The organism is Bacillus sp. DNRA2 (assembly GCF_012843265.1).
GTDB lineage: Bacteria > Bacillota > Bacilli > Bacillales > Cytobacillaceae > Bacillus_BU.
The window spans coordinates 91046-117832 of sequence record NZ_JABAIT010000008.1 but is presented as its reverse complement, the minus strand read 5'-3'; the positions used below and the strand labels follow the sequence as shown (position 1 = coordinate 117832).

Here is a 26787-nt window from a genome sequence, read left to right as displayed (position 1 = left end):
TTTAACGTTTGACGAATATGACTAGAATAAAACAAGCAGACGAGGATATCGCCTGCTTGTTTATATTATTCATGAATTAGAAATTCAGGTTCTTGAAATTGTTGACTCAACTCAATGTATAAATCCTTGTCATCGAAATACCAAAGGTCTCGATCTTCTATGAAGAAGGTAATTCCACCAATGACTTCTTTAACACCGATATCGATAGGATTCTCGGTTGAAAGTCCAAGTGAAAAACCTTGTTGAACTGAGCTATGACCACCATATCGAGCAAAAAACCGAACATTATCACCATTTTGTAAGTGTAATTCATCTCTATACCATTGTGCTGCTTCATTACTAATGTGGATTTTCATATTGAAAACTCCTCTCCTCGGTATGATTTTATTATAAGAAAGCTCGAAAACAATGTCGATGGGTATTCACTGTTTACACAGTTAATTCATGATTTTGTAATACCTTTGCCATGAAACTTTTATGCAATTGTCACTACTTTTTAAATGGTTGTGTTGTTGATTTCCGCTGTAGCCACTTCGCCCACCTTAGGGGCAAATATCTTATTTGTTGAGCCACTGGGTCATGTGTGCTATGATTTCGTTGTTTTTTTCAAGAGCACCTGATAATCCAAAAGCGGAAGCATCGGAAAGAGGTACAACTCGATAATTTTGCAGCTTTTGATTGGAAACATAAGTTGGTAAGAAGGTTGGATTCGATAATTCGATGTTGACACCATCTGAACTAACTGTTTTTCTTACATCTAGCGTAACCATTCCACCAATATCCTTATAATCATGCATTTGTCCAGAAAGAAAATTCCCTAATGAATAAATAACAAATGCTTTACGTCCATTTGAATCAGTTAACCATTCCATCGGTTGCAATACATGGGGATGATGTCCAATAATAATGTTAGCCCCTTCATTAACAAGAAACTGGGCCAAATCTTTTTGAACAGCTGAGGGGATACGTTGATATTCAATCCCCCAATGAATGCTCATGACGACAATGTCTGCTTGTTGTTTCGCACGCTTAATTTCTGCTTTTATTTTGTCTTTATCAATAATGTTAACCAGATAATCCTTACCGTTTGGAATGGGGATTCCATTTGTTCCATATGTATAAGAAAGAATCGCTGTCTTAATTCCGTTTATATTCATAATTCTTAGCGTCTGTTGATCCTCACGATCTTTAAAAACACCCACGTAAGGTAAACCTACCCGGTTGAAATAGTCAATTTCAGTCAATATCCCTTTTTCACCTTTATCAAGGCTATGGTTATTTGCTGTACTGACAAAATCTACCCCTGCATCTATAAATGCATCTCCAACTTCTTGTGGGCTATTAAAGGTAGGGTAACTGGAAAGTCCCATTGCAACGCCACCTAGAATCGTTTCTTGGTTAGCCATTAAGAAATCAGGCTTTGTCATAAAAGGTTTAATATTTGCAAGCATCGGTTTAAAATCGTACGTAGAATCGATCGCTGCATCTTGATAAACCCAATCATGGATTAAGATATCACCAATCGCACCAATCGTTGCAGTTTGGACAATTTCCTTATCAGCATTTACGCTAGCGGAAGTTCTCACTCCATGGGTGCGAACCTTCACTGAGTTTGAACTCTCAACTGTGAGTGATTGAGCATCTTGGTAAAAATAATAATATGCAAAGGCTGCAATCAAAACAACAGATAACAGCATCTGTAGCTTAACGCTTTTCTTCATAATAATCTCCTTGTAAAAATATAGGTATGAACATATGACTTATTTTAATCAAACTAAACTATATTATGTAACAGTTGTAGATGGCAAGCACTATGTGAGTTCTTAGTTTTTGGAATTGCCTCAAACCAAAAAGGTCTGATTTCCTATACAGCACACTTAAATTAAGAAGCGTAATGTGAACTAGGAAATCAGACCTTTTGAAGACTAAGTCATTTTGTTTATTCTATTGATTCGAAAAAATCAATCAATTCTTCGAAATTTGTAATGATTTTCCGTGGTGTACCTTCGCAAGATTGATTGGGAGAGTAATCAAAAAGTTCTAGAATGAATTCATCAACAGGGCTAGAAGCTTCACCTGTAGATGTAGCAAATATGAATTCGTTATGCTTAGTGTTTGAACTTATCATAATAACACCTTCCTCAATTCGTTAATCTTATTGTATCTTGAAATGAGAAAGTAATTATCTATATTTTTTGACAAAATCATGAAACATGTGTCAAATATCACACCTGGTATTAACTGGTCCGATAGATAGGTAATTCAATTCTAAAAGATGTGCCTAAATACGGTGTGCTTGAAACAGAAATATTTCCACCATGCTCCTCGATGATTTTTTTACATACGGTTAAGCCAATCCCAGTTCCCTCGACTTTTGTTGAGTAGAAGGGGACAAAAAGATTATTCACCGTTTCTTTCTCCATGCCAAGGCCATTATCTTCTATTTTAATAACAGCAAAGTCTTCAATCGATTGCGTGACGATGCGAATTTTCCCTTTTTCTTTAGAGGGATTTTCCGCGATTGCTTCAAATGCATTTTTGATTAAATTTACAAGGACTTGTTTGATCTGTTTTGTATCAAGATACAAGTGGACACTTCCACCTTGAGATATCGATTCCATATCAATATTCCTGAGGATTGCTTCGCTTTCAAAAAGCATCATAATGTCTTTTATGAGCTTTTGTAGATCAATAATTTGTTTTTTATTCTCTTTTGGTTTTGCGGAGTTTAGAAATTCATAAATAATTTCGTTTGCTCGATCGATTTCTTCAAGGGCAATCAGTGCATATTCCTCTTTACCAATATCAACTAAGTAAGGCTGGATGAGTTGAATAAATCCTTTTACAGTTGTAAGCGGATTGCGGATTTCGTGGGCAATTCCAGCAGCTAACTGACCTATAGTTGCCAAATGTTCGGATAAAATTGCGGCATCCTTCATTTTTGCCAACTTTTGATCAAAGAAGAATTTATTAGCCTCAAGATCATGATTAAGCGTAGATATTTTTTGTTCTACAGAATCAAGCATATGATCTACTTCATAATAGCTGTCCATAGGGATGCAAAACAGATGGCATATGCCATCTTCCTGTTGAACTTTGTAAACTTGAAAAAACAGCATTTTGTTTTCATTTACATTCATTTTTACCTCTACATATGGATGTTCTAACTTATTGTTAAAATAGTCATCTAATAGAGGCCAGTAAGTTTCCGGAACAATTTCGAAAATAGTAGACCTTTCTGAAAAACGCCGTTTGGCTGAGTGAGAAGAAAACAGAATTTGATAGTGTGCATCAATGATAAAGTAAGGAAAAGGCAATTGTTCAAATACTGATTTTTGATCCATTTGCATAACCATCCACCCTTAAGTATACCGGTAAATGTACCAGTCATTTTTAATTTCATTCGTCTACAAAAAATTTATGATACTTTTCCTGTATATATGTCGATTATTGAAAAAACATTGTTAACTGTGAGAAAAATCACCTTTACACAAACACATCATACCAAATAAAGGCAACTCAGAACAGAAATTTACACAAAATATGTCATTTTTCCTTTGGATTTAATCGATAAGACATCGTTTTGTAATAAAAAAGAACCCGTTGTAGGCGGGTCCTTTGATTCGGCTATCTTCTTGTTTTGTTAAAATCAAGCCATGTTACTTTAGGTTCGGTTTTGTCTATAATTCTTTTAATATTTGCTCGATGACGGAAGATTACAAAACTGCTTAATAAACCTACAACAATGATTAATGGTAAATCTCCAGTAAAAAGTGAATAGGTTATCGCAGCGATCGCAGCGAGCATCGAAGAAAGTGAAACATACTTCGTTATATAAAGACTGATGAAAAAGGCTAGTAATAATATCATAAACATTACTGGAGCGTAAGCTAATAAAATTCCTCCTGAGGTTGCGACTGCTTTTCCACCTCTAAAACCTGCAAAAACAGGAAACATATGACCGACTACGGCGATAATACCGGCAATCAGGGGATGAAAGTCAGCACCCAACCAACGTACTAATAGGACAGCTAAAGTCCCCTTTAAAATATCTGCAAAAGTAACAACAAGACCAGCTTTTTTTCCTAATGTGCGAAAAGTATTGGTAGCACCTAAGTTTCCGCTTCCGTGTTCCCTTATATCAATTCCATAAAATACCTTCCCAACAATTAATCCTGAAGGTATGGAACCTAGTAGATAAGCGATGATAATAATAATTCCGTTAGTTACCATAAAATGTCTCCTTCAAACTTACTTAATCACATTTATATATTGTATCATCTTTTTTTAAAAACACCACGGGGAATCTGAAGCTTTTAAAACTGACACAGAATCGGCTTTTTTTCACAGTCATCCTTTGTTAAGATTAGAGAGTATGTGAAAAATCAATCGTATAATGGGCCGATCATCACTGATTTAAGTCAGCGGATTAGTTTATTGTATTGTTTGAACAAGGAGGCGATTTTACTGGCTAGAGTACAACTTCATAAACAAAAATCAATTCCGTCTGGTATTTTGATTGCCGGCATCTTTTTTGGCGTGCTTTTGGTCATATCTAGTATTCTGATATTCTTATATCCTTTTGCATCAAAGGATAAAGTTCAGTATTTCAAAGGGGAGCACCCCATTGTTTTTGCAGGAAAACAACAAGGGAATGCCTTTGTTGACGGGGAATCCATTTATATTCCTTATCAATTATTAAAGAAGATGGATGATAGTGTAATTTATGATAAAAAATCCAAATCTATGATTATTACTACTTCGGATAAAGTGGTACAAATGCCAACGGAATCGTTAACCTTTTTTGTGAACCAAACTCCGGTAAACCTAGAAATCCCAGCCTTAACGCAGAAAAATGGTGAGCATTTCATTGCTATCGATTCAATCATGGAATTTTATCCACTCCGTTATAAAATTCTCCCAAATACAAATGCTGTATTAATAGAAATGGATGGTCAAAAGCTTAAGAAGGCAAAGATTACGAGCAAAGATGTTAACGAAGAAAAGTTAAGATTAAGACAAGAACCTAACTTAAGATCTGCTTATACAGCACAAACGATTACGAATGAATCAGTATTTATTGAAAGCAAGAAGGAAGATTACTATTTTGTAAGAAAAGAAAATGGAATTGCTGGTTACATTGATAAAAAGCTTGTCACACCAGGCAAAGAAGAAACGGTTACAGTAAAACAGGAGGTGAAACAAGCCGACCTTCCTGAAATTTCCGGGTCCATTCACTTAACCTGGGAAGCAGTTTATTCTAAAAATCCTAATACTGCTTCAATTCCTGATATGCCTGGGGTTAATGTTGTTTCACCAACCTGGTTTAAACTTGGAGGTACAGATGGAACAGTTCATAATTTAGCCTCTACAGATTATGTGAAATGGGCTAAGGGGCGCGGTTATCAAGTTTGGGGCTTATTCTCAAATGCGTTTGACCCTGATCTAACCCATACCGCTTTTTCTGATTTCGAAACGAGACAAAACGTGATTCGGCAATTGCTCCACTTTAGCCAAATCTATGATTTAGATGGCTTTAATATTGATATTGAGAATGTCCGTAATGAAGATGGTCCTTTAGTGACCCAATTTGTCCGTGAAGCGACGCCATATTTTCATGAGGCTGGTTTATATGTTTCCATGGATATTACATTTATCTCTTCGAGCGGAAACTGGTCAGGTTTTTATGAACGCGAAAAACTAGCCGATATTGTCGATTACATGGTGGTTATGGCCTATGATGAGCATTGGGGGAGTTCACCTGAAGCCGGAAGTGTTGCCAGCCTTCCGTGGGTGGAGAATAATCTGCAATCCTTACTAAAGCAAGTACAGAATCATAAATTGGTTCTAGGTGTCCCGTTATATACACGTTTATGGAAGGAAACGCTAGGTGAGGACGGAGCTCCGGTCGTAACCTCAGAAGCGATGTCGATGGAGAAAATGACCAAATGGCTAACAGAGCACCAGTTGACACCGACATATGATGCTCAAAGCGGTCAAAACTATGTAGAATATGTTTCAGTTGAAGAAAATGCGACGTACAAAGTTTGGTTAGAAGATGAGGTTTCATTGAAAAAAAGAGCCGAGCTTGCTGCCAAATATGAGCTTGCAGGTGTGGCAAGTTGGTCGCGGTATTTTGCAGCGCCCGAAGCCTGGTCAGCTCTGCAAATGCCTTCAAGTCAAGTGTCAAATTAATCACTCCAATCAATCACGATAGTAAAATGTTAAATATCACTGTACTTTGATATTCATCTCAAGCAGAATAATAGGAATATCTTGGAGAAAAAGGTAAGATAATAGTACAAAACGATATTTGACCCGAAGCAGGAGTGATGAACATGTCAATTGAAAATCCTAGTCGTGAAACAATTGCTACTATCTTAAAAAAGGCAAAGCGTATTGCAGTTGTTGGCTTAAGTGATAATCCCGAAAGAACCTCCTACATGGTTTCCAAAGCGATGCAGGATGCAGGCTATGAAATCATACCCGTTAACCCACAAGCTGACGAGGTATTAGGTGTCAAGGCGGTCGCGAAGCTTTCAGATGTGAAAGGACATGTCGATATTGTCAATGTGTTTCGCCGATCAGAATTTTTGCCAGAAGTTGCAGAAGAGTTTTTGAAGATTGACGCAGATATCTTCTGGGCTCAGTTAGGACTTCAACACGAAGGCGTCTTTAAAGATTTAACAGATAAAGGATATACGGTTATTATGGATCGCTGTATCAAGGTTGAGCATGCGATTACTAAAAATATGTAAGTAAACTGGCATGGGGCGAAATAGTCTCATGCCATTTCTTTTAATGAACAGCCTAGAATATTGATAAATCAGGCTATTTAAAATGTATAAAATTTCTACAAATTGGTGAGCATTCCACAGAACTGTTTGCCAAACATAAAGAAAGCGAGATACAATAAACATTAGACGTTTCAAAAATATATGGTAAAATATTATAATTCGAACGTTCGTTCTGAAAATATATTTTCTTATAACCAACAAGGAAAATACGATTTAATAGACGAATAATTAAACAAGTTTGACAACATCGCTTTTATAATAGGATTTGTTGTTTTGTAAGTATGAAAGGGGTATGTTCGTGGCAAGAAACCAGCAAGTATTCGATTACAATGATGACGCCATCCAGGTGTTAGAGGGGCTGGAGGCAGTCCGGAAGAGACCTGGAATGTATATTGGCAGCACCGATGCCCGCGGTCTTCACCACCTTGTATATGAAATCGTTGATAATTCTGTTGATGAAGCATTATCCGGTTTTGGTAACCATATCATTGTAAAAATCCACAAAGACAATTCTGTCAGTGTCCAAGATAAAGGTCGAGGGATGCCGACGGGGATGCATAAGCTAGGAAAACCAACCCCAGAAGTAATTTTGACAGTTCTCCATGCCGGCGGGAAATTTGGACAAGGCGGCTATAAAACAAGTGGAGGTCTCCATGGAGTTGGTGCCTCTGTTGTAAATGCACTTTCGGAATCGCTAGTCGTTACGATTAAGCGTGATGGCTTTGTCTATGAGCAGCGTTTTGAAAATGGTGGTAAACCTATTACTACCTTAGAGAAAATTGGAAAGACGAATCAGACTGGGACGACGATTCATTTTAAACCAGACACTTCCATATTCTCCACCACCACCTATAATTATGAAACTTTATCAGAACGACTCAGAGAATCAGCCTTTTTACTTAAAGGCATGAAAATTGAGATTATAGACGATCGAAACAGTGCACAAGATGTATTTCATTATGAGAACGGAATTGAAGCATTTGTCACGTATTTGAACGAGGAAAAAGACGTCCTACATCCAGTTGTAAGTTTTGAAGGTTCGCAAAATGGAATTGAAGTTGATTTTGCCTTTCAATTCAATGATGGATATTCTGAAAACGTGTTGTCCTTCGTAAATAATGTAAGAACAAAAGACGGGGGCACACATGAAGCTGGTTCGAAAACGGCGATGACGCGTGTATTTAATGATTATGCACGCAAAGTTGGTTTGCTAAAGGAAAAAGATAAGAACCTTGATGGTGCAGATATTCGTGAAGGTCTATCGGCGATTATTTCAGTGAGAATCCCCGAAGAGTTACTTCAATTTGAAGGTCAAACAAAAGGGAAATTAGGAACAAGTGAAGCACGTTCTTCAGTTGATTCTGTTGTTTCTGAGCATTTGTCCTATTTTTTGGAGGAAAACCCTGACATTAGTACCCTGCTTATTAAAAAGTCTGTCAAAGCGTATCAGGCACGCGAGGCTGCACGTAAAGCACGCGAAGAAGCACGCAGTGGGAAAAAGAAAAAACGCTCAGAAGCAGTGTTATCTGGCAAACTTACACCTGCACAATCTAGGAATCCTCAAAAAAATGAGCTTTATTTAGTAGAGGGAGATTCGGCGGGTGGTTCAGCGAAGCAAGGGCGTGATCGTCGTTTTCAGGCGGTGCTGCCATTGCGAGGTAAAGTCATTAATACCGAAAAAGCAAAGTTATCAGATATCTTTAAAAATGAAGAAATTAATACAATCATTCACGCCATTGGTGGTGGAGTAGGTTCTGATTTTAGCATAGAAGATATTAATTATGACAAAATCGTCATTATGACTGATGCGGATACAGATGGTGCCCATATTCAAGTCTTATTGTTAACGTTCTTTTATCGTTATATGAAGCCCCTTATCGATAAGGGTAGAGTGTTTATTGCCCTTCCTCCGCTTTATAAGGTAAGTAAAGGCGCTGGAAAAAAAGAGATAATCGAATACGCTTGGAGCGATGATGAGCTTCAGGGGGCGATAAAAAAGATTGGCAAAGGTTATATGATTCAACGCTATAAAGGGCTTGGTGAGATGAATGCTGACCAGCTTTGGGATACGACCATGAATCCAGATTCACGGACGTTAATTCGTGTCCGTATTGATGATGCAGCTCGAGCTGAACGACGTGTCACAACTTTAATGGGTGATAAAGTGGAACCGAGACGAAAATGGATTGAATCCAATGTAGCGTTTGGATTGGAAGAAAATGGAAACATTCTGGAAAATGAGAATATTAGTGTTGCAGAGGAGGAATCCGAAGAATGAGTCAAGTAGAAAAATTCCGAGATCTTCCTCTTGAAGATGTTTTAGGTGATCGCTTCGGACGATATAGTAAGTACATTATTCAGGAGCGGGCTTTACCAGATGCCCGTGATGGCTTAAAGCCAGTGCAACGGCGGATTCTTTACGCGATGCATGTAGAAGGCAATACGCATGAAAAGGGGTTCCGCAAATCTGCAAAGACGGTTGGGAATGTAATTGGTAACTATCACCCACATGGTGATTCCTCCGTGTATGATGCAATGGTCCGGATGAGTCAGGATTGGAAGGTACGGAATGTTCTAATAGAAATGCACGGAAACAATGGTAGCGTTGATGGTGACCCTCCAGCAGCGATGCGTTATACAGAAGCACGACTATCGGCCATCGCTTCTGAACTCTTGCGAGATATTGATAAGGAAACTGTTGATTTTGTTCCGAATTTTGATGACACCACAAAAGAACCTACCGTTATGCCAGCTAGATTTCCTAATTTATTGGTTAATGGTTCGACTGGTATCTCTGCCGGCTATGCAACTGATATACCACCTCACAATCTTGGTGAGGCGATTGATGCTGCCCTTATGAAAATTGAAAATCCTTTCGTTACGGTGGACGAGTTAATGACCGTTATAAAGGGTCCAGATTTTCCAACAGGTGCTATCATTCAAGGTATTGAGGGGATTAAGAAAGCATATGAAACTGGCAAGGGAAAGATTATCATCCGTAGCAAAGCAGACATTGAGACCGTTCGTGGTGGCAAGCAACAAATCGTCATTACAGAAATTCCGTATGAAGTCAATAAAGCAAACTTAGTTAAAAAGATGGATGAATTTCGCCTTGACCGAAAGCTTGAAGGAATTTCCGAGGTTCGTGATGAAACCGACCGTACAGGCTTACGTATCGTCATTGAATTAAAGAAAGATGCTGATGCCGAGGGCGTATTAAATTATTTATATAAAAATAGCGATCTGCAAACTACTTATAATTTTAATATGGTTGCGATTCTTAACAAACGTCCTAAACTTATGGGTATCAGGGAGATGTTAACCTCCTATATTGATCATCAAAAGGAAGTTGTGACGAAAAGATCGCAATTTGAGCTGAAAAAAGCAAGTGAACGACAACATATCGTTGAAGGTTTAATTAAGGCTCTTTCTATTTTGGATGAAGTAATCGCAACAATTCGTGCTTCAAAGGATAAACGAGATGCCAAGGATAACTTGATTGCCAAATTTCATTTTACCGAAGCTCAAGCTGAAGCAATCGTGTCCTTACAGCTATATCGTTTGACAAACACTGATATTACCGCATTAAGAAATGAAGCGGAAGAATTGGCAAAGAAAATTGAAGAATTAACGGCCATTCTTAACAGTGAAACCAAGCTTTTGTCTGTAATCAAAAAAGAACTCAAAGAAGTGAAAAAGAAATATGCTGATCCACGGCGATCTGTGATTCAAGCTGAGATAGAGGAAATTAAAATTAACCTTGAGGTTATGATACCTAACGAGGATGTAATTGTTACCGTAACTGATCATGGTTATGTGAAAAGAACTAGTCAACGTTCTTATGCAGCCTCAAATGGACAAGATTTCGCCATCAAGGATAGCGATCGCTTAATGGCTAAGTTAGATATGAATACAACAGATGTATTGCTCTTGTTTACCAATAAAGGTAATTATCTGTACTGTCCTGTTCATGAACTACCAGATATTCGCTGGAAGGATATGGGGCAGCATATTGCCAATATCATTCCAATTGATCGTGATGAATCGATTCTTAAAGCCATACCAATCAAGACATTCGATACAAATGAATATTTATTGTTCATTACTAAAAATGGAATGGTCAAGAAAACGGAATTAAATCAGTATAAAGCACAGCGTTATTCCAAACCTCTTGTAGCTGTTAATTTAAAGGGTAATGATGAAGTGTTAGATGTCCATATTACAGACGGCAATAAGGAATTATTTATGATTTCTCACTTTGGTTATGCTTTGTGGTTTAAAGAAGAAGAAATCAGCATTGTCGGAGCTAGAGCGGCCGGAGTCAAAGGAATGAACCTTAAAGAAGGTGATTACGTAGTTGGCGGTCAGATAATTGAATCGGAACATTCCCACTCAATAGTTATGGCCACACAGCGTGGAGCTGTTAAGAAAATGAAATTAGCTGAATTTGAATTGGCAACAAGAGCAAAGCGCGGTGTTATTGTTCTACGTGAGCTAAAGACAAATCCGCATCGGGTAATTGGTTTTGTCATGGCCAATGATATTGATACGGTTCATATTGAATCATCCAAGGGACAATCCGAATCAATGCTTGTTGGTGAACTACGATATAACGACCGTTATCAAAATGGTTCTTTCATGCTGGACGAGGCAGAAAGCGGTAAGACTGTCACCATTTTTAAAGAAGAAGGCAAGTTAGAACAAGTCACAAACGAATAATTATCAAAAGTTAAACCTCTTATCAAACTGGTAAGAGGTTTTCTTTTTATAAAAATAGAAAATATACTTGCATCATTTTTCCTATTTTGGGCAAATTACCATGTAGGAAAGGTATGGTGATTTTAGATGAAGATTGATAAACTTTTTGTTTTACTCACGATTTTCTTTGTATCCTTTACCAATATGACAGTTGTTTACGCTTTGGATAAGCAATCACAAATCATGAGTTCGTATAAAAAGGATGTCACTGGAGATCATCATCCTGAACAAGTTCAAGTTATTAAAGAAGGTCAGAAAGTTAAATTAGTCGTTAATACTGGCAATTATAAAGCATATAGTTTTTCATTAGGAGCTGCAAAAAAGGTCAAGCTAATTTTTCAAGATTTAACTCAGGATCGAGTTAAGGATATTTTTTTAACGTCCTTCAATAAAAATAGCAATCAGGTTCTAAATTTATTAGTTGCTTATGAAAATGGGGAAATATCAAACGTATCATTACCAGAGACGTTAGATATTACAGCTCAATTTGAAAATAATTATCAAGCATCAATAAAAATTAATCAAACAAAACAATCTTATATGGTAAATTTGCTCAACTATAAGGGACAACTTGAAAAAACGGGTGTCTATCATAATGGTGCTCTAAATGAGCCGACGGAATTAATGGTTTCAGAATTAACTTCATTACACATTATTCGTCATAAGGATTTATCACTTGGTTTAAAAGGAAGACAGTTTGTTGATGATGGTTACGGCGGTGCAAAATTTGCTTATGTGGATTCAACTTGGAAAAGGATAAATGCTAATTGGGAATTACAGAAAACTACAGTTAGAAAAATCCAATACTAATAAATTCCTGACCTATTCTCAAGACTTTTGAGCATAGGTTTTTTTATTATTCCACAAAATTTTTTATATGAAAGGCAGTTGTCCGATACCAAATTTCCAGTTTCTAAATATTATAGAATGCAAGCACAAATTATGAAAAAGGAGTTGAGTATATGTCTAACGAAGAAGAAGAAAAAAAACACCATCATCATAAACCCAAGCCTCCAAAACCTAAACAGGGTCCAACTGGAGCTACTGGCCCTACTGGAGCTACGGGCGCGACAGGAAATACCGGCCCTACTGGCCCAACAGGAGGCACTGGCCCTACTGGCCCAACAGGAGGCACTGGTCCTACCGGCCCAACAGGAGGCACTGGTCCTACCGGCCCAACAGGAGGCACTGGTCCTACCGGCCCAACAGGAGGCACTGGTCCTACCGGCCCAACAGGAGGCACTGGCCCTACTGGCCCAACAGGAGGCACTGGTCCTACTGGCGCAACAGGACCGACTGGTGATACAGGACCAATTGGAGCACAAGGTGTAGCAGGACCGACTGGTGCAACAGGAGCAACAGGGCCAACGGGAGCAACAGGACCGACTGGTGATACAGGACCAATTGGAGCACAAGGTATAGCAGGACCGACTGGTGCAACAGGAGCAACAGGGCCAACGGGAGCAACAGGACCGACTGGTGATACAGGACCAATTGGAGCACAAGGTGTAGCAGGACCTACTGGTGCAACAGGAGCAACAGGGCCAACGGGAGCAACAGGACCGACTGGTGATACAGGACCAATTGGAGCACAAGGTATAGCAGGACCGACTGGTGCAACAGGAGCAACAGGGCCAACGGGAGCAACAGGACCGACTGGTGATACAGGACCAATTGGAGCACAAGGTGTAGCAGGACCGACTGGTGCAACAGGAGCAACAGGACCAACGGGAGCAACAGGACCGACTGGTGATACAGGACCAATTGGAGCACAAGGTATAGCAGGACCGACTGGTGCAACAGGTGCGACAGGACCGACTGGAGCAGACGGCTTGGGAGCGATTATTCCATTCTCATCTGGAGCAAGTTTAACTCTTTCAACAGTATTAGGTGGAACAATTGGTTCAGGTGGTGTCATTGCATTTGGCGATGCTTTACCAACGATATCTCTTGTAGGTAATACACTGGATTTGCAAGGACAGTTAAATCTGGCATTTTCAGTACCAAGGGATACCGTTATCACCGATATTTCAGCCTTCTTCAGTGTTACACTTGGCGTATCACTACTAGAAACAGTTACAGTCCACGCAGAAATTTGGAGTGCACCAGCAAACTCAAACGTATTCACACCAATTGTTGGAACAGATTTAGCTCTATCCCCTGATTTTTCTGGATTGATTTCACTTGGGGATACTGCTAGTGGGGTCCTAAGTGGCTTAAGCATTCCAGTTTTAGCAGGTGAACGCCTCATTATGGTAATCTATGCATCTTCAGATCCTGGTTTATTAGTTGCAGGACTGGAAGGTGTAGCAAGCGGCGGTCTAGCGTTAAGCTAATTAAAGGAATGGTGCTACAAATTTAGGAAGGATTACTTAGGTATCCTTCCTATTTCATTGTTACATTCAGGTACTACGTATAACCATTATCAAGTATATTTCATAATATTAATAGAAGAGAATGGGGGAGAACGAGAATGGAGGAAGTTGAAAAAAAAATATGCTTATGTATGATCGTAAAAAATGAGTCTAAGATAATTGAACGATGTTTAAATTCTGCAAAAGGGGTAATAGACTGTATTTCGATTTGTGATACAGGCTCTACGGACGGCACTCCTGAAATAATAAAAAATTGGTGTAAAGATAAAAAAATTCCCGGAACAGTTCATTTCGAACCATTTAAAAACTTTGGTTACAATCGCAGCAAGGCAGTAACTTTAGCAAAGGAAGCATATCCAAAGTCTGATTATTTACTGCTACTTGATGCAGATATGGTGTTAGAGGTTTCACCGGAATTTAATAAAAATTCCTTAAAACAGGACCAATATTTAACGATGCAATACAATCGAAAAATAAAATATTGGTTAACACGCCTCCTTAAAACCTCATTACCATGGCATTCTGTAGGTGTTACCCATGAATATTGGGACATTGATCGTGCAAAATTACCTAAAGAGTCATTTATATATATAGATAGTAAAGGTAAATTGGATAGCTTAATTGTAAACGACCAGGAAGATGGGGGAAGTAAAACCGACAAATTTGAGCGTGATAAACAATTATTATTACAAGGTCTCGGAGATAGTAAAACACCTGGTTTTTTAAGAGGTCGTTACATGTTTTACCTAGCTCAAACCCATATGTGCCTTGGAGAATATGCCGAGTCTATACACTGGTATAAGAAAAGAATTGAAGTAGGTGGGTGGGTAGAAGAGATTTATTATTCTTTGTTACAAATTGGTCTTTGTTATGATTTCATAGCAAATAGTACAGAGTCAAATGAAGAGAGTTTTGCATTGGCATTACATTATTTCCAGAAAGCCTGGGAAACCCGACCTACAAGAGCTGAACCATTATATCATTTAGCTCGACTTCATCGAATCAATTCCAATCACCATTTAGGATTGTTATTCGCTAGTCGGGGCAAAGAAATCCCATTTCCAAATGAGGATATTTTGTTTGTTGATTATCATGTATACGAATATTTGTTTGATTACGAAATTTCAATATGTGCAAATTATATTAAAGATAAACTGGAAATTGGTCGTGCAGCTCAGAAACGATTAGAATCAATGATCGATCGATTACCAGATCATCTAGCTGTGTCGGTAAAAAATAATGCCAGATTTTATTGACCATAATGATGAGAAATTTTTATATTTAATGAGTATCAATTTGTAATCAACAAGGAACATTGTAAATAAATCAGCAATTTATATAAAAATAAATTCTGTCTCATTATTATAAGTATACTTAATGATTGAGACAGAATATTTATTTTAGATTCATGTTCCTTAAATGAATATTATGTCGGGGGCACTAAAAGAATAATCGGATTTCACTCTACCCTGTGTCGATAGTTACTGTTTTTTATATTTTCCAGATTGATATGATTCACACTGTATTCAATTACGTCATTGATATACAGATCGTGATCTTTAGCAAACTTTTTTACATTCTCAAGCGTTTGTTTGTCGTATACAGTTTTATAATGGATTCGATCTTTAGGTCTCAATTCTTTGTTATAAGTAATGATGCCTTTTGTTAATACAACTTGTAATCCACTTTCAATTAAATAATTCACATAAGTATTGTTATTTTTGGCTAACATTTTTAATTGATCTAAAATTGATTTACTAATTGTGGTCCTAAATTTTATTCTTGATGAATCAGTAACTGAAACTAATCTTCCATTTGATTTTTTCCACATAAATATCACTCCATTAATAATTGTCTTGACTTACATGTATCATCATACGTTGTTTTTTATAATCAATATAAGCTTGATGTGTGTTTCTATCATATATAATTTTCGCTAACTTTGGAAGTTCATGTTTTCCTTTAACCCATACCCGATATACAGGTATAGCAGCCTTGGTAATTTGAGATTTAATTTCGCTTCGTAATTCCCATGATCGAAAAACGTTTAAAAGACCTTCTGCAAAGAGAATGCTGCCAGTTGTAATGTTCATAACATATCCAGATCTTTGAACCCAACCGTCACCATCGATTACACCTCTAATAAAGGAAGGTAAAAACTCCATAGGTACATCTGGAAACGGTACGGTTAAGGATTTATTTGATTTAATTCCTATTTTTTCAAGATCGTTACAAACTTCTTTTGAATGTATGATTAGGCTTGGAGTTGTTTTTGTTGGGCCAAATGGAGATAAAACGTATTCTGCATTCATGTAATCAGCTATTATATGTAATATTTTTTCATCTTTTTGAGCAAATGAGATAGTATTGTTTGTTCTATTTACATTTCCATCTGTGATAAACATACCTAAAACCCATGCCATTTCGTGCGACCATGTTTTAAAAAAATCCTCATTTACCTTGTGCTTTCGTGGCTGCCCAGATCTTTGTTCACGGAGCATTTTAACTCCATTCCTATGTAGTACCTTACAAATCCCTCTAGCTGTTAGTCCGATAATTGGTATCATTTCTTTGTAAGGCATTCCACTTTTATACAATTTTATAATAACCTCGTCTGTTATCCCCTCGTTTCTAGTCATCATCCCACTCCTCACATCCTTATATATACCATTATACACGAATGAGAACAAATGTTCTAGTAATAAACATAACAAAGAGCAGAACCATCATGATTCCACTCTACTGTTTAATTAACCTATTTTTTTATTCTCGATAGAAATATTAGGAATTGATTTGCTTTGATAGTTAATCGCAATAATACCTATTGCAACTAGTCCAATAGCAGCAATAATAAAGAAATTCATACTTTCTCCCGGTATGAACATGGCTGATAACATCGTTCCAAAAACAGGTGTTAAAAAATTATATATGCTCATTTCGCCAGCTTTATTGTATTTCAAAATTGTAAACCATAGCGCAAATGCAACTGACGAAATAATTGCGGCGTATACCAATAGGCCCCAACCAAATGGCGTAAAAGTAATCGAATTTGGCGTAAGCTGCGGTAGACCAATTAATAATAGCACCAGGGAACCAATCGTCAATTGCCAGCCTGTTAGTGCAACGGGATGAATGTCAGAAGCGAGCTCTTTACCCATGATCGTTGTCACTGCACTAGTTAAAGCAGAAAGGATCATATATCCTTCACCGGTCCATTGAAATGAGAACTGAAAGTCCTGACCCCAATTGGCCACAATAATACCGGCAATTCCTGCGATAATTCCAATCGCCTTCTTTCCATTCAAACGATCATTTTTATAGAAAAAATGTGCCAGAATTACCGCAATAAACGTGCCACTTGAAGTTAATATCGCCCCTTGCATCCCTGACACTTTCGCTAAGCCATTGTAAAAGAAGAAATATTGAACTGCTGTTTGAATGACTCCAAACAATACTAAAATCAATATAGATGAACGTTTAACACGTAATACGTTTTGATTCGTTATCATTAAAAATATTAACAGAATCATTCCTGCTAATAAAAAACGCATACCAGCAAAGACGATTTGTGCAATGACATCACCTTTTATCATTTGCAGTTCAACGTAACTGATTTTCAATACTGGAAATGCACTGCCCCATAGTAAACAACAGACCAAAGCAAGTCCTATAACAGTCCATTTATTTTGAAAAACATTTGTCAATTAAGCCCATCTCCTAGCTTCAATACATTAGTGGGTATTTTGTTTCAATAACAATGTATTATACCACTATTTTTTCTGCAGGAGATTTGTTTGATTTTTACAAATTTAATCTATCGCAATATGGATTAATGAATAAAGTTTTTCTAATCCATCCAATAGTCGTGGCGATGGCCGACAAAATAGCTCTTCTTCAAGAATAAAGATGTTATCGGCACAAAGTTTAAGGCTCTCAAAGCCAGGTCGTTTTGTAACATTACTTTTCTGGACTTTTTCCTTACGAACTCCAACCCAGGCCAGACAAATATAATCAGGTTTACGTGATAGAACATCGTCCCAATCGGTTTGCACGTTTGCCAAGTCAACATCTTCAAAAATATTGACTGCACCAGCAGCCTGTGAAATTTCGGTTAACCAATTTGTTTTACCTGGTGTAAACACAGGTTTTGGCCACCACTCCCAATACAGCTTGGGACGGTACTCATGCTCTTTTGATCGTGCTTGAATCGACTCCAACCGAGTTCTGAAACTTTGCGCTGCTGCTCTACCCCGTTCAGGCTCACCCAATGCATTTGCTGTAATAGTTAAATCCTGTTCAATATCAGCAAGCGATTGTGGATTAAGAATAATGTGTGGAATGCCGCGTTTTTCTAATTCTGCTATATTTCGTTCCATCCCAGGCACACTTAAACTAGCCAGCACTAGATCCGGCTGCAATTGTTCGACTAAATCCATGTTTATTTTCAAATCAGGTCCAAGTCTCGGCAGATGGGTGATACTTTCCGGCCAATCTGAATGGTCATCTACCCCAACCAATAGATGAGTTAAACCCAAATATTCTACGATTTCGGTATTGCTTGGGCAAATAGAAATAACTCTCATGTTTTTAATCAACCTTCCTATTTTTCTTCATTTATACTGTATTTGTTTTTTGGCGGAAAACGCCTTCGGTAATGGTTTTAAGATAATTTGAGGCTGAAATTTCTTCGATTCCCAGCTGATTTGCAATCGATTGTATGGAGATGCGTTTTTTATATAAATCATAAATTAATGCCTTTCGAATCGAAATGAGCGTAAGTGCTGGAACATGTTCTGGTAAAAGATCCTTGGATATTGCACGTAAATGAGTCAAGATTGACATCACCTGAATTGGACCAGGGTCTTCTTTTGCGCGATGTTTAGTGATAAACACATAATGATTGTTGTTTGTTAACGACTCGTAATAATATTCCTTAAAAATCGTCGCTTCTACACCATCAAGCGTTATCATACGATTACTGAGGTCAATTTCAACTTGATTTCTCGTACTTGAAATGCTTACATGTTGTTTTGTAAATCGGAAATCTGCTGTTTTTAAGCCTTTTGTTGCTAATAGAAATATTACCTTTCTGAGTGGAGAATAGCTCGGATTGTTTAATACTTTAATTTGCAATTCCAATATTTCTTGATAAGTGATTTCTAAATTTATTCTTTCCTGCAATTTGATTCGGCGAATTTTTACCGTCGGATCCACAGGGACTTTATCAATCTCCCATAAATAATTGAATAACGTTTTAATGATAGCGAGTTCTTTATTAATTGTTGATATACTTTTCTGCTTTTCCTGTTGTTCCTTCAGGTATTGCTTTATATCACTGGGAGATATTTGAAAAGGCTCCTTGTTTTGCGGATAAGTACTGCCAATAAAACTAAAAAACTGCTGGATTACTTTTTCATAACTTTTAATCGTTTCCTCGCTGTAGCCTTTTTGCTCTATCGCTTGAATAAATCCGTAAGGCATCCTTTTATTCCCCCCAATATACTGTCAGATAAGAATAATATTCGAGTATAGGTTCGCAATTTCCTGTCAAATTATCGAAATTAACAGAATTTTATCACTTTTTATAGAAGGATTGTATTCCTTTTGTTAATATTTTAAAATTCCCCTTAGTTGCTAGTTTTGAAAACACTAGATTTATTTAGGGTATGTTTGTACCCTAAATGATGATTGTCCAAATAATTAATAGCAGTTAAGGAATTTTCGCGATTCTGATTCAAATTTCAAGCTATTATTAGTAAAAAAGGCCACATTCTCGGGTAAAAAACCTGGAATGTGGCCTTTTTGATTATTTAGTTGCTTCATTCAATGATTCGATTATGCCAAAAAGTTCTTCTAAGTGCTTGATTTCGTATGTTGGAATGACTTCATTTCTCTCTTTGTCATGGCGGTTAATCCAAACGGACTTAATCCCGACAGTATTTGCCCCAAGAATATCCGTCATCAGATTATCACCAACCATTAACACCTCATCTTTACTTAAATTCATAAGCTTTAAGGCGTGTTCAAAAATCGAAGGATCAGGCTTCCCTCTTCCGAAATCTCCTGAAATCAGAATTTGATCAAAATATGGTACTAACTCAGGCGTAATCGCAAGCTTCGTATTTTGTAGGTCTGGTGAGCCGTTAGTTAACATAAGAAGTTTATAGTTCCCTTTCAATGCATCAAGTGTGTGAAAAGTTTCTTCATAAACATAAGGTGTTTTGCGGCGCTCCTCCGGGAAGCGTTCGGCGAGTTCGTAACCAAACTCAGGATCGTCAATTCCTAGCTTCTTTAATCCATTGGTCCAAGCATCCTTACGATATGTAGGAACAATCGTAGCCATTTTCCGGAAATCATCATGATCGTCAAGGAAATTGCCCCAAAGCCCTTCAAATGGATTAATACCAATCATTTGCGTGAACGAATATGTTTCATAAGAAGCATACAACTCGCGCGCCGCTTCTCTAACTGCTTCTTCAAATTGCTCTGGGTCTAAACCGTAGCGTACTTCGGCAATTTTACAAGTTGCTTCAAATGCATCCTTAATGCTCTTTTGATCCCAAAGGAGCGTGTCATCTAAATCGAAAAATAATGCTTTAATCATGCTCAAATATGCCTCTCTTTATTAGAAATATGAATATTCATAGTTTACCATTAATCATCGTTAAAGGTATCCTATATAGTGAAATTTCTTAATATTTTAGCATATTATTTAGGATGCTAACATATTTTGTTTGTTATGCATAATGTATAAAAGACCAAACTGTCGATAATGGCTCATAAACCTATAACGTAAGTGTGTGATAACATGATTCCTGCATTTCTTTTAAACAAACTGGTGAGCAGAATTCTTTCCCATGTCCTTGAAAGAACAGATGAACACCACGCTCGCCTGAACGAGAAACTAGCTCTTCTGGAAAATGAATTGTTTGACCTAAAGCAAAATAAGGAAATCCAAACACTAAAGTCAGACGTACAGCAAAAAGAATTACCAAGCATCACAATTGATCATATTACGATAGAAAATATTCAAGTCATATCTTCTGAAATACCTACACCACTATTGCAACACATTCAACATCCACACCCTCGCAAAGAAGAACATAACAAATCGCCTAAAATAAACATTAAAACTAGATATTAATCGACGATTTGTTTAAAACGAATTCTCTCATTGCTTTTCTATTTTGGCTGCTTCATACATTGTATTGAAGCGGTCCTCTACTTTAGCGAAGATGGATCCGGCTGGGTATTGACCGAATTCATCACGAATATTTCCAGCCACTACTCCGGTTAACAACTCAATTCCTTCAGCAATATGACCAATCGCCCAAATGTGGAATTTTCCTTGATTGACCGCTTCAACCACTTCATGATCAAGCATCAAATTGGCTACGTTTTGCTTCGGAATCATGACACCTTGTTCACCTGTTAAACCTCGTTCTTTGCAAATATGGAAAAATCCTTCGATTTTTTCATTCACACCACCAATTGGCTGAATTTCACCCCATTGATTTACAGATCCTGTTACAGCTATCCCCTGGTTAATTGGAACTTCTGCCAGTGAAGATAAGAGAACATACAATTCCGTACTTGATGCGCTGTCACCATCTATTGCAGAATAAGTTTGCTCAAAAGTAATACTTGCTGATAATGGAATCGGCCGATTCTTTGCAAATTCTCCGGATAAAAATCCCGTTAAAATCATTAAGCCTTTATTATGAATTTGGCCGCTTAATGACGCTTCACGATCGATGTTCATAATTCCACTTTTCCCAACAAACGTTTGTGCTGTAATCTTGGTTGGAATACCAAACACAGAATCTCGAGTACCTAATACGGCCAGACCATTAATTTGACCAGTACGGAACCCCTCCGTATCAACCATAATCGTACCCTTTTGGATCATTTCGCGAATTTGCTCGGATGCATGATTTGTGCGCTGGATTTGTTCAGCTATCGCCTGCTCTATATGGCGACCATCGACGCTTTCAGCCTCGCTTTTTTTCGCCCAGTAGCTCGCTTCAACTAATAATTTCGTAATATCCTGAAACCGTGTTGACAGTTTAGATTGCTCTTCGACTAAACGGGAGCTGTAATCAACAATTTTAGCTACTGCTTGGCGGTGAAACGGAAGGAGCCCCTCTTGTTCAGCATAATTTTTCACAAACATGGCCATTTTGTAACAGTTTTCACTATTTCGGTCCATGACTGTATCGAACTCAACCTTCACTTTAAACAGTTTATGGAAATCGTCATCAACAGCTGAAAGAAGGTCATATAAATAATAAGAACCGATTATAATCACCTTTATATTTAATGGAATCGGCTCTGGCTTTATCCCACTTGTTGGCACCATACCACGATCTTCAAGTGAATTTTCGATTTGCACATAGCCAGTTTGCAGTGAACGTTTTAATAGACTCCAAACATATGGCTGCTGTAGCAATTCCGTCGCCTGAAGGATTAAGTATCCACCATTAGCTAACTGGAGCGCACCTGGTTTGATATATGAAAAGTCAGTGACCCAGCTACCTAATGAACCTCGATATTCAATTTTTCCAAATAAATTGTAAAAAGTCGGATTCGTTTCATAAATCACGGGTGCCCCTTTTTGATGCTTGTTATTCACCAAAAGGTTAACAGTATAGCGATGAAAATGCTGTTCCTTCGAACCGATGAGTGCATTCATGATGTTGTTCTGTTCATCTTCCTCTGATGCCAAAAAGAACGAAAAACTAACAACAACATCATGGAAATACGCTTCTAAATAGGTAAGGATGTTAGGATAATCTTGATAAGCTTCTCGAAGCGGTTGAAATAATGCTTCAATCGAGTTCGCAGCTGATTCTCTCATAAACTGCTCAAGATTTTTTTGTAATTGCTCCTCTAATTTTCTAATTTGATGGAGTGTTTCGCGAATCTTTCCATCGACAAGCTTTTCACAAGCTGCGATTTGCTCCTGGGCTTCAACGGAAAGCTGTTCGTACTTTTTTCGTTCTAATGGCTTGCCATTATAAAGCGGATAAGAATTAATCCCTGTAGGAGTTCGCTCCAAATTGTATTGCTGTTCATTAGCAAAATCTTCGGCTAAATCCCACAAATCCTCCGTTTCATCACGGAATTGATCAATAATGACTTGTTTCTTTTTTTCATACTCTTCACTAGAAAAAGTCGAACGGAATTCACGTTCTATATCTATTAATAATGTTTCAATTTTTCGCTGAAATACTTGTCCTTCCCCAGCAGGCAAAGAAATCACTAGCGGATGATCAGGATTATCAAAATTAAATACATAGCACCAATCGTTAGGTACTTCCCGTGTTTTTGCGATTTTGTCAACACTATCAAGCGTATAGGTTTTTCGTCCCGTTCCGCTTGGCCCAACGACAAATAAATTATAATCGAGTTGCTCAACAGATAAACCAAATTCCATCGCCCGTTCTGCACGCTGTTGTCCGATCATTTCTTTAGCCATTTTATCGAGGTCTGCCGTCGTTTCAAACGGAAAATTGCTTGAATCAAATTCTCTACGTAAGCTTCCGATTGGAACGCGGAGGATTGATGTAATATTTTTATATTCTTCCATATTCATAGATATCTCTCCATTCGGATTATTCTCTATATTTACTTAATTGTTTCATAAAAAACAGCCAACAACAACTGTTGCTGACTGTTTTTTTTAATATTCATGTTTTAAATGGAACGATCTTAACTTGGAAATAAATCAGATGATAAGTACCGTTCTCCTGTATCTGGAGCAAGGCATAGAACTCGCGCTTCTTTTGGAAGCTTTTTCGCTACTTCAAGAGCAAAATATGCACTCGATGCCCCACTTGCACCGATAAATATCCCTTCTTTCGCAGCTAACTGACGCGCCATCATTTGTGCGTCCTCATCTTTGATATGAAGAATTTCATCATAAATCGTTTGGTTTAATATCTTCGGAATAAAACCTGGGCCAGTACCTGGAATTTTGTGCGGGCCAGGTTGTCCACCAGATAATACTGGTGAGCCATATGGCTCGACCACATATATTTTGATATTGGGCATCACTTTCTTTAATTCCTCTCCGACCCCAGTAACAGTCCCCCCTGTTCCGGCAGTAAGTACTAGGGCATCGAGCTTACCATCAAAGGCTTCAATGATCTCAACAGCTGTTGTAGTACGATGAGCATCTGAATTTGCAGGGTTTTCGAATTGCATCGGAATAAAGTAATTTGGAATGGTTTCAGCTATGTTATTAGCCTCATCAATTGCACCTTGCATACGGTCTTTTGCTGGAGTCAGCACCACTTTTGCACCATATGCTTTCAATATTTTAACCCTTTCTTCTGTTGCGTTATCTGGCATCGTAATGATGCAAGGGTACCCCTTGATCGCACTAACCATCGCAATTCCTATTCCTGTATTTCCAGATGTTGGTTCGATAATAGTGCTTGTCCCGGGAATCAATTTTCCTTCACGCTCGGCCTGTTCAATCATATTAATTGAAGCTCGATCCTTCACACTACCACCGGGATTAAACGATTCCAGTTTTATGTATACTTGTGCTCCATTTGGATTAGCAAGTTTATTGATTTTAACAATGGGCGTATTGCCGATTAAATCTAATACTGACTCATAAAGTCTCATTCGTAATCAACCTTTCCTTCGAATTTGTGTTGAGGCGTGTCTTTGAAGACAATTCTTTTGCGAAGAACCTCTTTTAACGATGTCCTACAATATTTTACTCAAATAAGTGTATCACAAGAATCAAAAAAACGCCGAGGAAATGCCAGGCGCTGCTGTATTTTGTATGAAAATACTTTTGAACTCAGTATGTTTGTCCAAGCCATTCTGCTCGTTTTTCATATAAAGATATAAACGAATGAAAGAGTGGTCATACATGAAAAAGCGTAAGGACACCGTGTCTTTTGGTACCATTAATGTATGTGCATTTGTGTTTCCTGGCGCAGATATTGGCACGTTTTCATCTACAAAACAATCTGCACCAGCACGAATAAAGCGAGAAATTGCCTGTGCCAATGCTGTTTGGAAACAACAATCAGGTAATGAAACAAAAAAAGCAGTTCATTTTAAATTAAAGAAAACCATCATTTTTCCGAATGTTGTTAAAGGTTTTGCAGTGAGTGCGGAAGATATCAGCATGAATGCCCGAAAACTTTCAAAAAACGCAAAGCTGTTATTGGGGCTGGCTGAAAAATATGGTCCTTCATGTGATTTGTATGTTTTTTATATGGATGGTGATCGAGTTGGAGCTGTTCAGCAAGGAGGGTCTAGAATTCTGGCGATAACCTACATCGATTATCCGATTATCATCATGTCAAATGGTGCACAATCAAGTGATTTTATCCTCGCACATGAAATGGGACATTTCCTATTTAATACCAATCGCTTTGGAGAAACGAATGATCCCGAGCCAATCAGAAGCGACCCAGCACATAATTCACATCAAGCGAATTTAATGTATCCAACCGGCATGTTTTGGCCAAAGCTGCCTAATATGCCCGACCTTACCTCAGAACAATTAACCAAAGCTCTCAATAGTAAACTGTTCTATTAATTGTTTCATAGGATACTCCTCATTTTCCCTCTCCTAATATGTCAAACTAGTTATATTTACCAACCTTTCCTCCCTCGATAATCTGTTACACTTTTAAAATGGAGACAGACTAAGGAGGATTGAATGATATGAAACGTCGAATACTCCTACTCATTATTCTCACCTTTATTGGAGTTTTTTTTGCTAGAGGTTTTTTTGAAACTAAAATAGAAAAACATAAAGTATTAAATGTTAGCAATAATCCTCTTTCTCAAAAAAAACTGCAGCACAAAGAGGCGTTAAGCTGGAAACCTGAACAACAAAAGGTGTTGATTGGTTATGTTCAAGATTTTCGAAGCCCGGATTCTATTGATTACCAAGCTTTTAGCCATCTTATTTTTTCATTTGCGCATCCGACTAAGGATGGTAGCTTCATCTTAAATGGCGACCAAGCCCTTACCAATTTGCGCTCAGTGGTCAGTAAAGCCAAATCCTCCCATACAAAAGTACTGCTAGCTGTCGGAGGTTGGTTTCATCTTCAAGGTGGTGAAGCTTACCCATATTTTCAAAGCGCGATTAGTAATGATTCTACTCGGTCAAGATTGGTTGAAGAATTAATAAAAATTGTGGAAGCAGAACAGCTCGATGGGATCGATGTTGATTTTGAACATCCCCGAACTGTTCAAGATGCGGAAAATCTTGAACAGTTTATCAAACAATTAAGCGATCAACTTCATCCATTAAACAAGCAGGTGACGGTTGCTGTTCATGCGAAAATTCATGCAGGTACACTTACTGAAGCACATTTTGTAAAATACGCACCTGAGATGTTCAAATATGTAGATTATGTCAATATCATGGCATATGATGGTCAATGGGATGGCGGCTATAATGCAGCAAATTTATCACCGCTGCCGTTTACTGAAAAAATTGTAAGTTATTGGTCCAATCTATTTCAGTCGCTCAAGCTTCCAACTGAAAGACTAATTCTTGGTGTTCCATCCTATGCACAACCTGAGGATCCAGCTACGAAACAACTATCTTATCAAACACTGCTAGAATATGATCCGGCTAATGCCAATCGAGATTCAACATTCATAAACGGGACAACCTATCATTATAATAGTGATGCGACGATTCAAAGAAAAACCAGCCTAGCACTATCAAGCGGATTCGGGGGCATGATGCTTTGGGAGGTTGGTTTAGATGCAAAAGGCTCACAAAGTTTAACAAGCGCCATCTTTGAAGTACTTGAAAATACTTAATAGTTAGTCAGATAGTCAGTAATAAAAAGCGGCATACAAGTTTTAAA

Annotated in this window: 23 protein-coding genes; 10 read left to right on the top strand and 13 right to left on the bottom strand. The window is 37.8% G+C overall.

Annotated features, from left to right (window positions below):
* Positions 1-65: 65 nt before the first annotated feature.
* From HHO41_RS09225 to plsY, 5 genes are all read right to left on the bottom strand, one after another.
* On the bottom strand, positions 66-356 hold the full coding sequence (locus HHO41_RS09225) for a HesB/YadR/YfhF family protein (protein WP_169097736.1): 291 nt from the start codon (positions 354-356) through the stop codon (positions 66-68).
* A 201-nt stretch (positions 357-557) separates the two neighbouring features.
* Complete coding sequence (locus HHO41_RS09220; RefSeq protein WP_169097734.1) at positions 558-1721, bottom strand: CapA family protein; 1164 nt, start codon at positions 1719-1721, stop codon at positions 558-560.
* Between the two features lie 218 nt (positions 1722-1939).
* Positions 1940-2128, bottom strand: a complete 189-nt coding sequence (locus tag HHO41_RS09215; protein ID WP_169097732.1) for a hypothetical protein — start codon at positions 2126-2128, stop codon at positions 1940-1942.
* A 109-nt stretch (positions 2129-2237) separates the two neighbouring features.
* Positions 2238-3350 (bottom strand): ATP-binding protein, encoded by a 1113-nt coding sequence (locus HHO41_RS09210; protein ID WP_169097730.1) that lies wholly within the window; start codon positions 3348-3350, stop codon positions 2238-2240.
* Between the two features lie 277 nt (positions 3351-3627).
* On the bottom strand, positions 3628-4233 hold the full coding sequence (gene plsY / locus HHO41_RS09205) for a glycerol-3-phosphate 1-O-acyltransferase PlsY (protein ID WP_169097728.1): 606 nt from the start codon (positions 4231-4233) through the stop codon (positions 3628-3630).
* A gap of 144 nt (positions 4234-4377) precedes the next feature.
* Between plsY and HHO41_RS09200 the strand changes: the two genes are divergently transcribed.
* The 7 genes from HHO41_RS09200 to HHO41_RS09170 all read left to right on the top strand — a co-directional run bounded on the left by HHO41_RS09200 (position 4378) and on the right by HHO41_RS09170 (position 15186).
* Positions 4378-6195, top strand: coding sequence for a glycosyl hydrolase family 18 protein (locus HHO41_RS09200; protein ID WP_348981249.1), 1818 nt, complete (start codon positions 4378-4380; stop codon positions 6193-6195).
* Positions 6196-6338: 143 nt separating this feature from the next.
* Positions 6339-6758: a CoA-binding protein gene (locus HHO41_RS09195; protein WP_169097726.1), complete on the top strand. Its 420-nt coding sequence runs from the start codon at positions 6339-6341 to the stop codon at positions 6756-6758.
* 337 nt (positions 6759-7095) lie between these two features.
* Entirely contained in the window at positions 7096-9075 is a 1980-nt protein-coding gene (parE, locus tag HHO41_RS09190) for a DNA topoisomerase IV subunit B (RefSeq protein WP_169097724.1), read from the top strand.
* Positions 9072-11516, top strand: coding sequence for a DNA topoisomerase IV subunit A (gene parC, locus HHO41_RS09185; RefSeq protein WP_169097722.1), 2445 nt, complete (start codon positions 9072-9074; stop codon positions 11514-11516). Before parE ends, parC begins: the two co-directional genes overlap by 4 nt.
* Before the next feature lie 126 nt (positions 11517-11642).
* Positions 11643-12365 (top strand): hypothetical protein, encoded by a 723-nt coding sequence (locus tag HHO41_RS09180; RefSeq protein ID WP_169097720.1) that lies wholly within the window; start codon positions 11643-11645, stop codon positions 12363-12365.
* A gap of 152 nt (positions 12366-12517) precedes the next feature.
* A complete protein-coding gene (locus tag HHO41_RS09175; protein WP_169097718.1) occupies positions 12518-13891 on the top strand; it encodes an exosporium glycoprotein BclB-related protein in 1374 nt (457 codons plus the stop codon).
* Between the two features lie 137 nt (positions 13892-14028).
* Positions 14029-15186: a glycosyltransferase gene (locus HHO41_RS09170; protein WP_248278409.1), complete on the top strand. Its 1158-nt coding sequence runs from the start codon at positions 14029-14031 to the stop codon at positions 15184-15186.
* Positions 15187-15389: 203 nt separating this feature from the next.
* Here the strand turns inward: HHO41_RS09170 and HHO41_RS09165 are convergent, their stop codons facing one another.
* From HHO41_RS09165 to HHO41_RS09140, 6 genes are all read right to left on the bottom strand, one after another.
* Complete coding sequence (locus HHO41_RS09165) at positions 15390-15761, bottom strand: rRNA methyltransferase (RefSeq protein ID WP_169097716.1); 372 nt, start codon at positions 15759-15761, stop codon at positions 15390-15392.
* A 13-nt stretch (positions 15762-15774) separates the two neighbouring features.
* Positions 15775-16569 (bottom strand): LAGLIDADG family homing endonuclease, encoded by a 795-nt coding sequence (locus HHO41_RS09160; RefSeq protein ID WP_169097714.1) that lies wholly within the window; start codon positions 16567-16569, stop codon positions 15775-15777.
* A gap of 111 nt (positions 16570-16680) precedes the next feature.
* The gene (locus HHO41_RS09155) at positions 16681-17634 is read right to left on the bottom strand and encodes a DMT family transporter (protein ID WP_169097712.1); all 954 of its coding nucleotides are present in this window, start codon (positions 17632-17634) and stop codon (positions 16681-16683) included.
* Between the two features lie 105 nt (positions 17635-17739).
* On the bottom strand, positions 17740-18513 hold the full coding sequence (locus HHO41_RS09150; RefSeq protein WP_169097710.1) for a cobalamin-binding protein: 774 nt from the start codon (positions 18511-18513) through the stop codon (positions 17740-17742).
* Positions 18514-18544: 31 nt separating this feature from the next.
* Entirely contained in the window at positions 18545-19411 is an 867-nt protein-coding gene (locus tag HHO41_RS09145; RefSeq protein ID WP_169097708.1) for a tyrosine-type recombinase/integrase, read from the bottom strand.
* 325 nt (positions 19412-19736) lie between these two features.
* The gene (locus HHO41_RS09140; RefSeq protein WP_169097815.1) at positions 19737-20534 is read right to left on the bottom strand and encodes an HAD family hydrolase; all 798 of its coding nucleotides are present in this window, start codon (positions 20532-20534) and stop codon (positions 19737-19739) included.
* Between the two features lie 204 nt (positions 20535-20738).
* On the opposite strand from HHO41_RS09140, the gene HHO41_RS09135 reads away from it, so the two are divergent.
* On the top strand, positions 20739-21074 hold the full coding sequence (locus HHO41_RS09135; RefSeq protein ID WP_169097706.1) for a hypothetical protein: 336 nt from the start codon (positions 20739-20741) through the stop codon (positions 21072-21074).
* 27 nt (positions 21075-21101) lie between these two features.
* On the opposite strand, the gene HHO41_RS09130 is transcribed toward HHO41_RS09135, so the two are convergent.
* Together HHO41_RS09130 and cysK are read right to left on the bottom strand one after the other, a co-directional pair.
* A complete protein-coding gene (locus tag HHO41_RS09130; RefSeq protein WP_169097704.1) occupies positions 21102-23525 on the bottom strand; it encodes a Lon protease family protein in 2424 nt (807 codons plus the stop codon).
* A gap of 116 nt (positions 23526-23641) precedes the next feature.
* Entirely contained in the window at positions 23642-24565 is a 924-nt protein-coding gene (gene cysK / locus HHO41_RS09125) for a cysteine synthase A (protein ID WP_169097702.1), read from the bottom strand.
* 253 nt (positions 24566-24818) lie between these two features.
* Between cysK and HHO41_RS09120 the strand changes: the two genes are divergently transcribed.
* Positions 24819-25496, top strand: coding sequence for a hypothetical protein (locus HHO41_RS09120; RefSeq protein ID WP_169097700.1), 678 nt, complete (start codon positions 24819-24821; stop codon positions 25494-25496).
* Between the two features lie 128 nt (positions 25497-25624).
* Positions 25625-26740, top strand: a complete 1116-nt coding sequence (locus HHO41_RS09115; RefSeq protein WP_169097698.1) for a glycoside hydrolase family 18 protein — start codon at positions 25625-25627, stop codon at positions 26738-26740.
* The last annotated feature ends 47 nt before the right edge of the window (positions 26741-26787 follow it).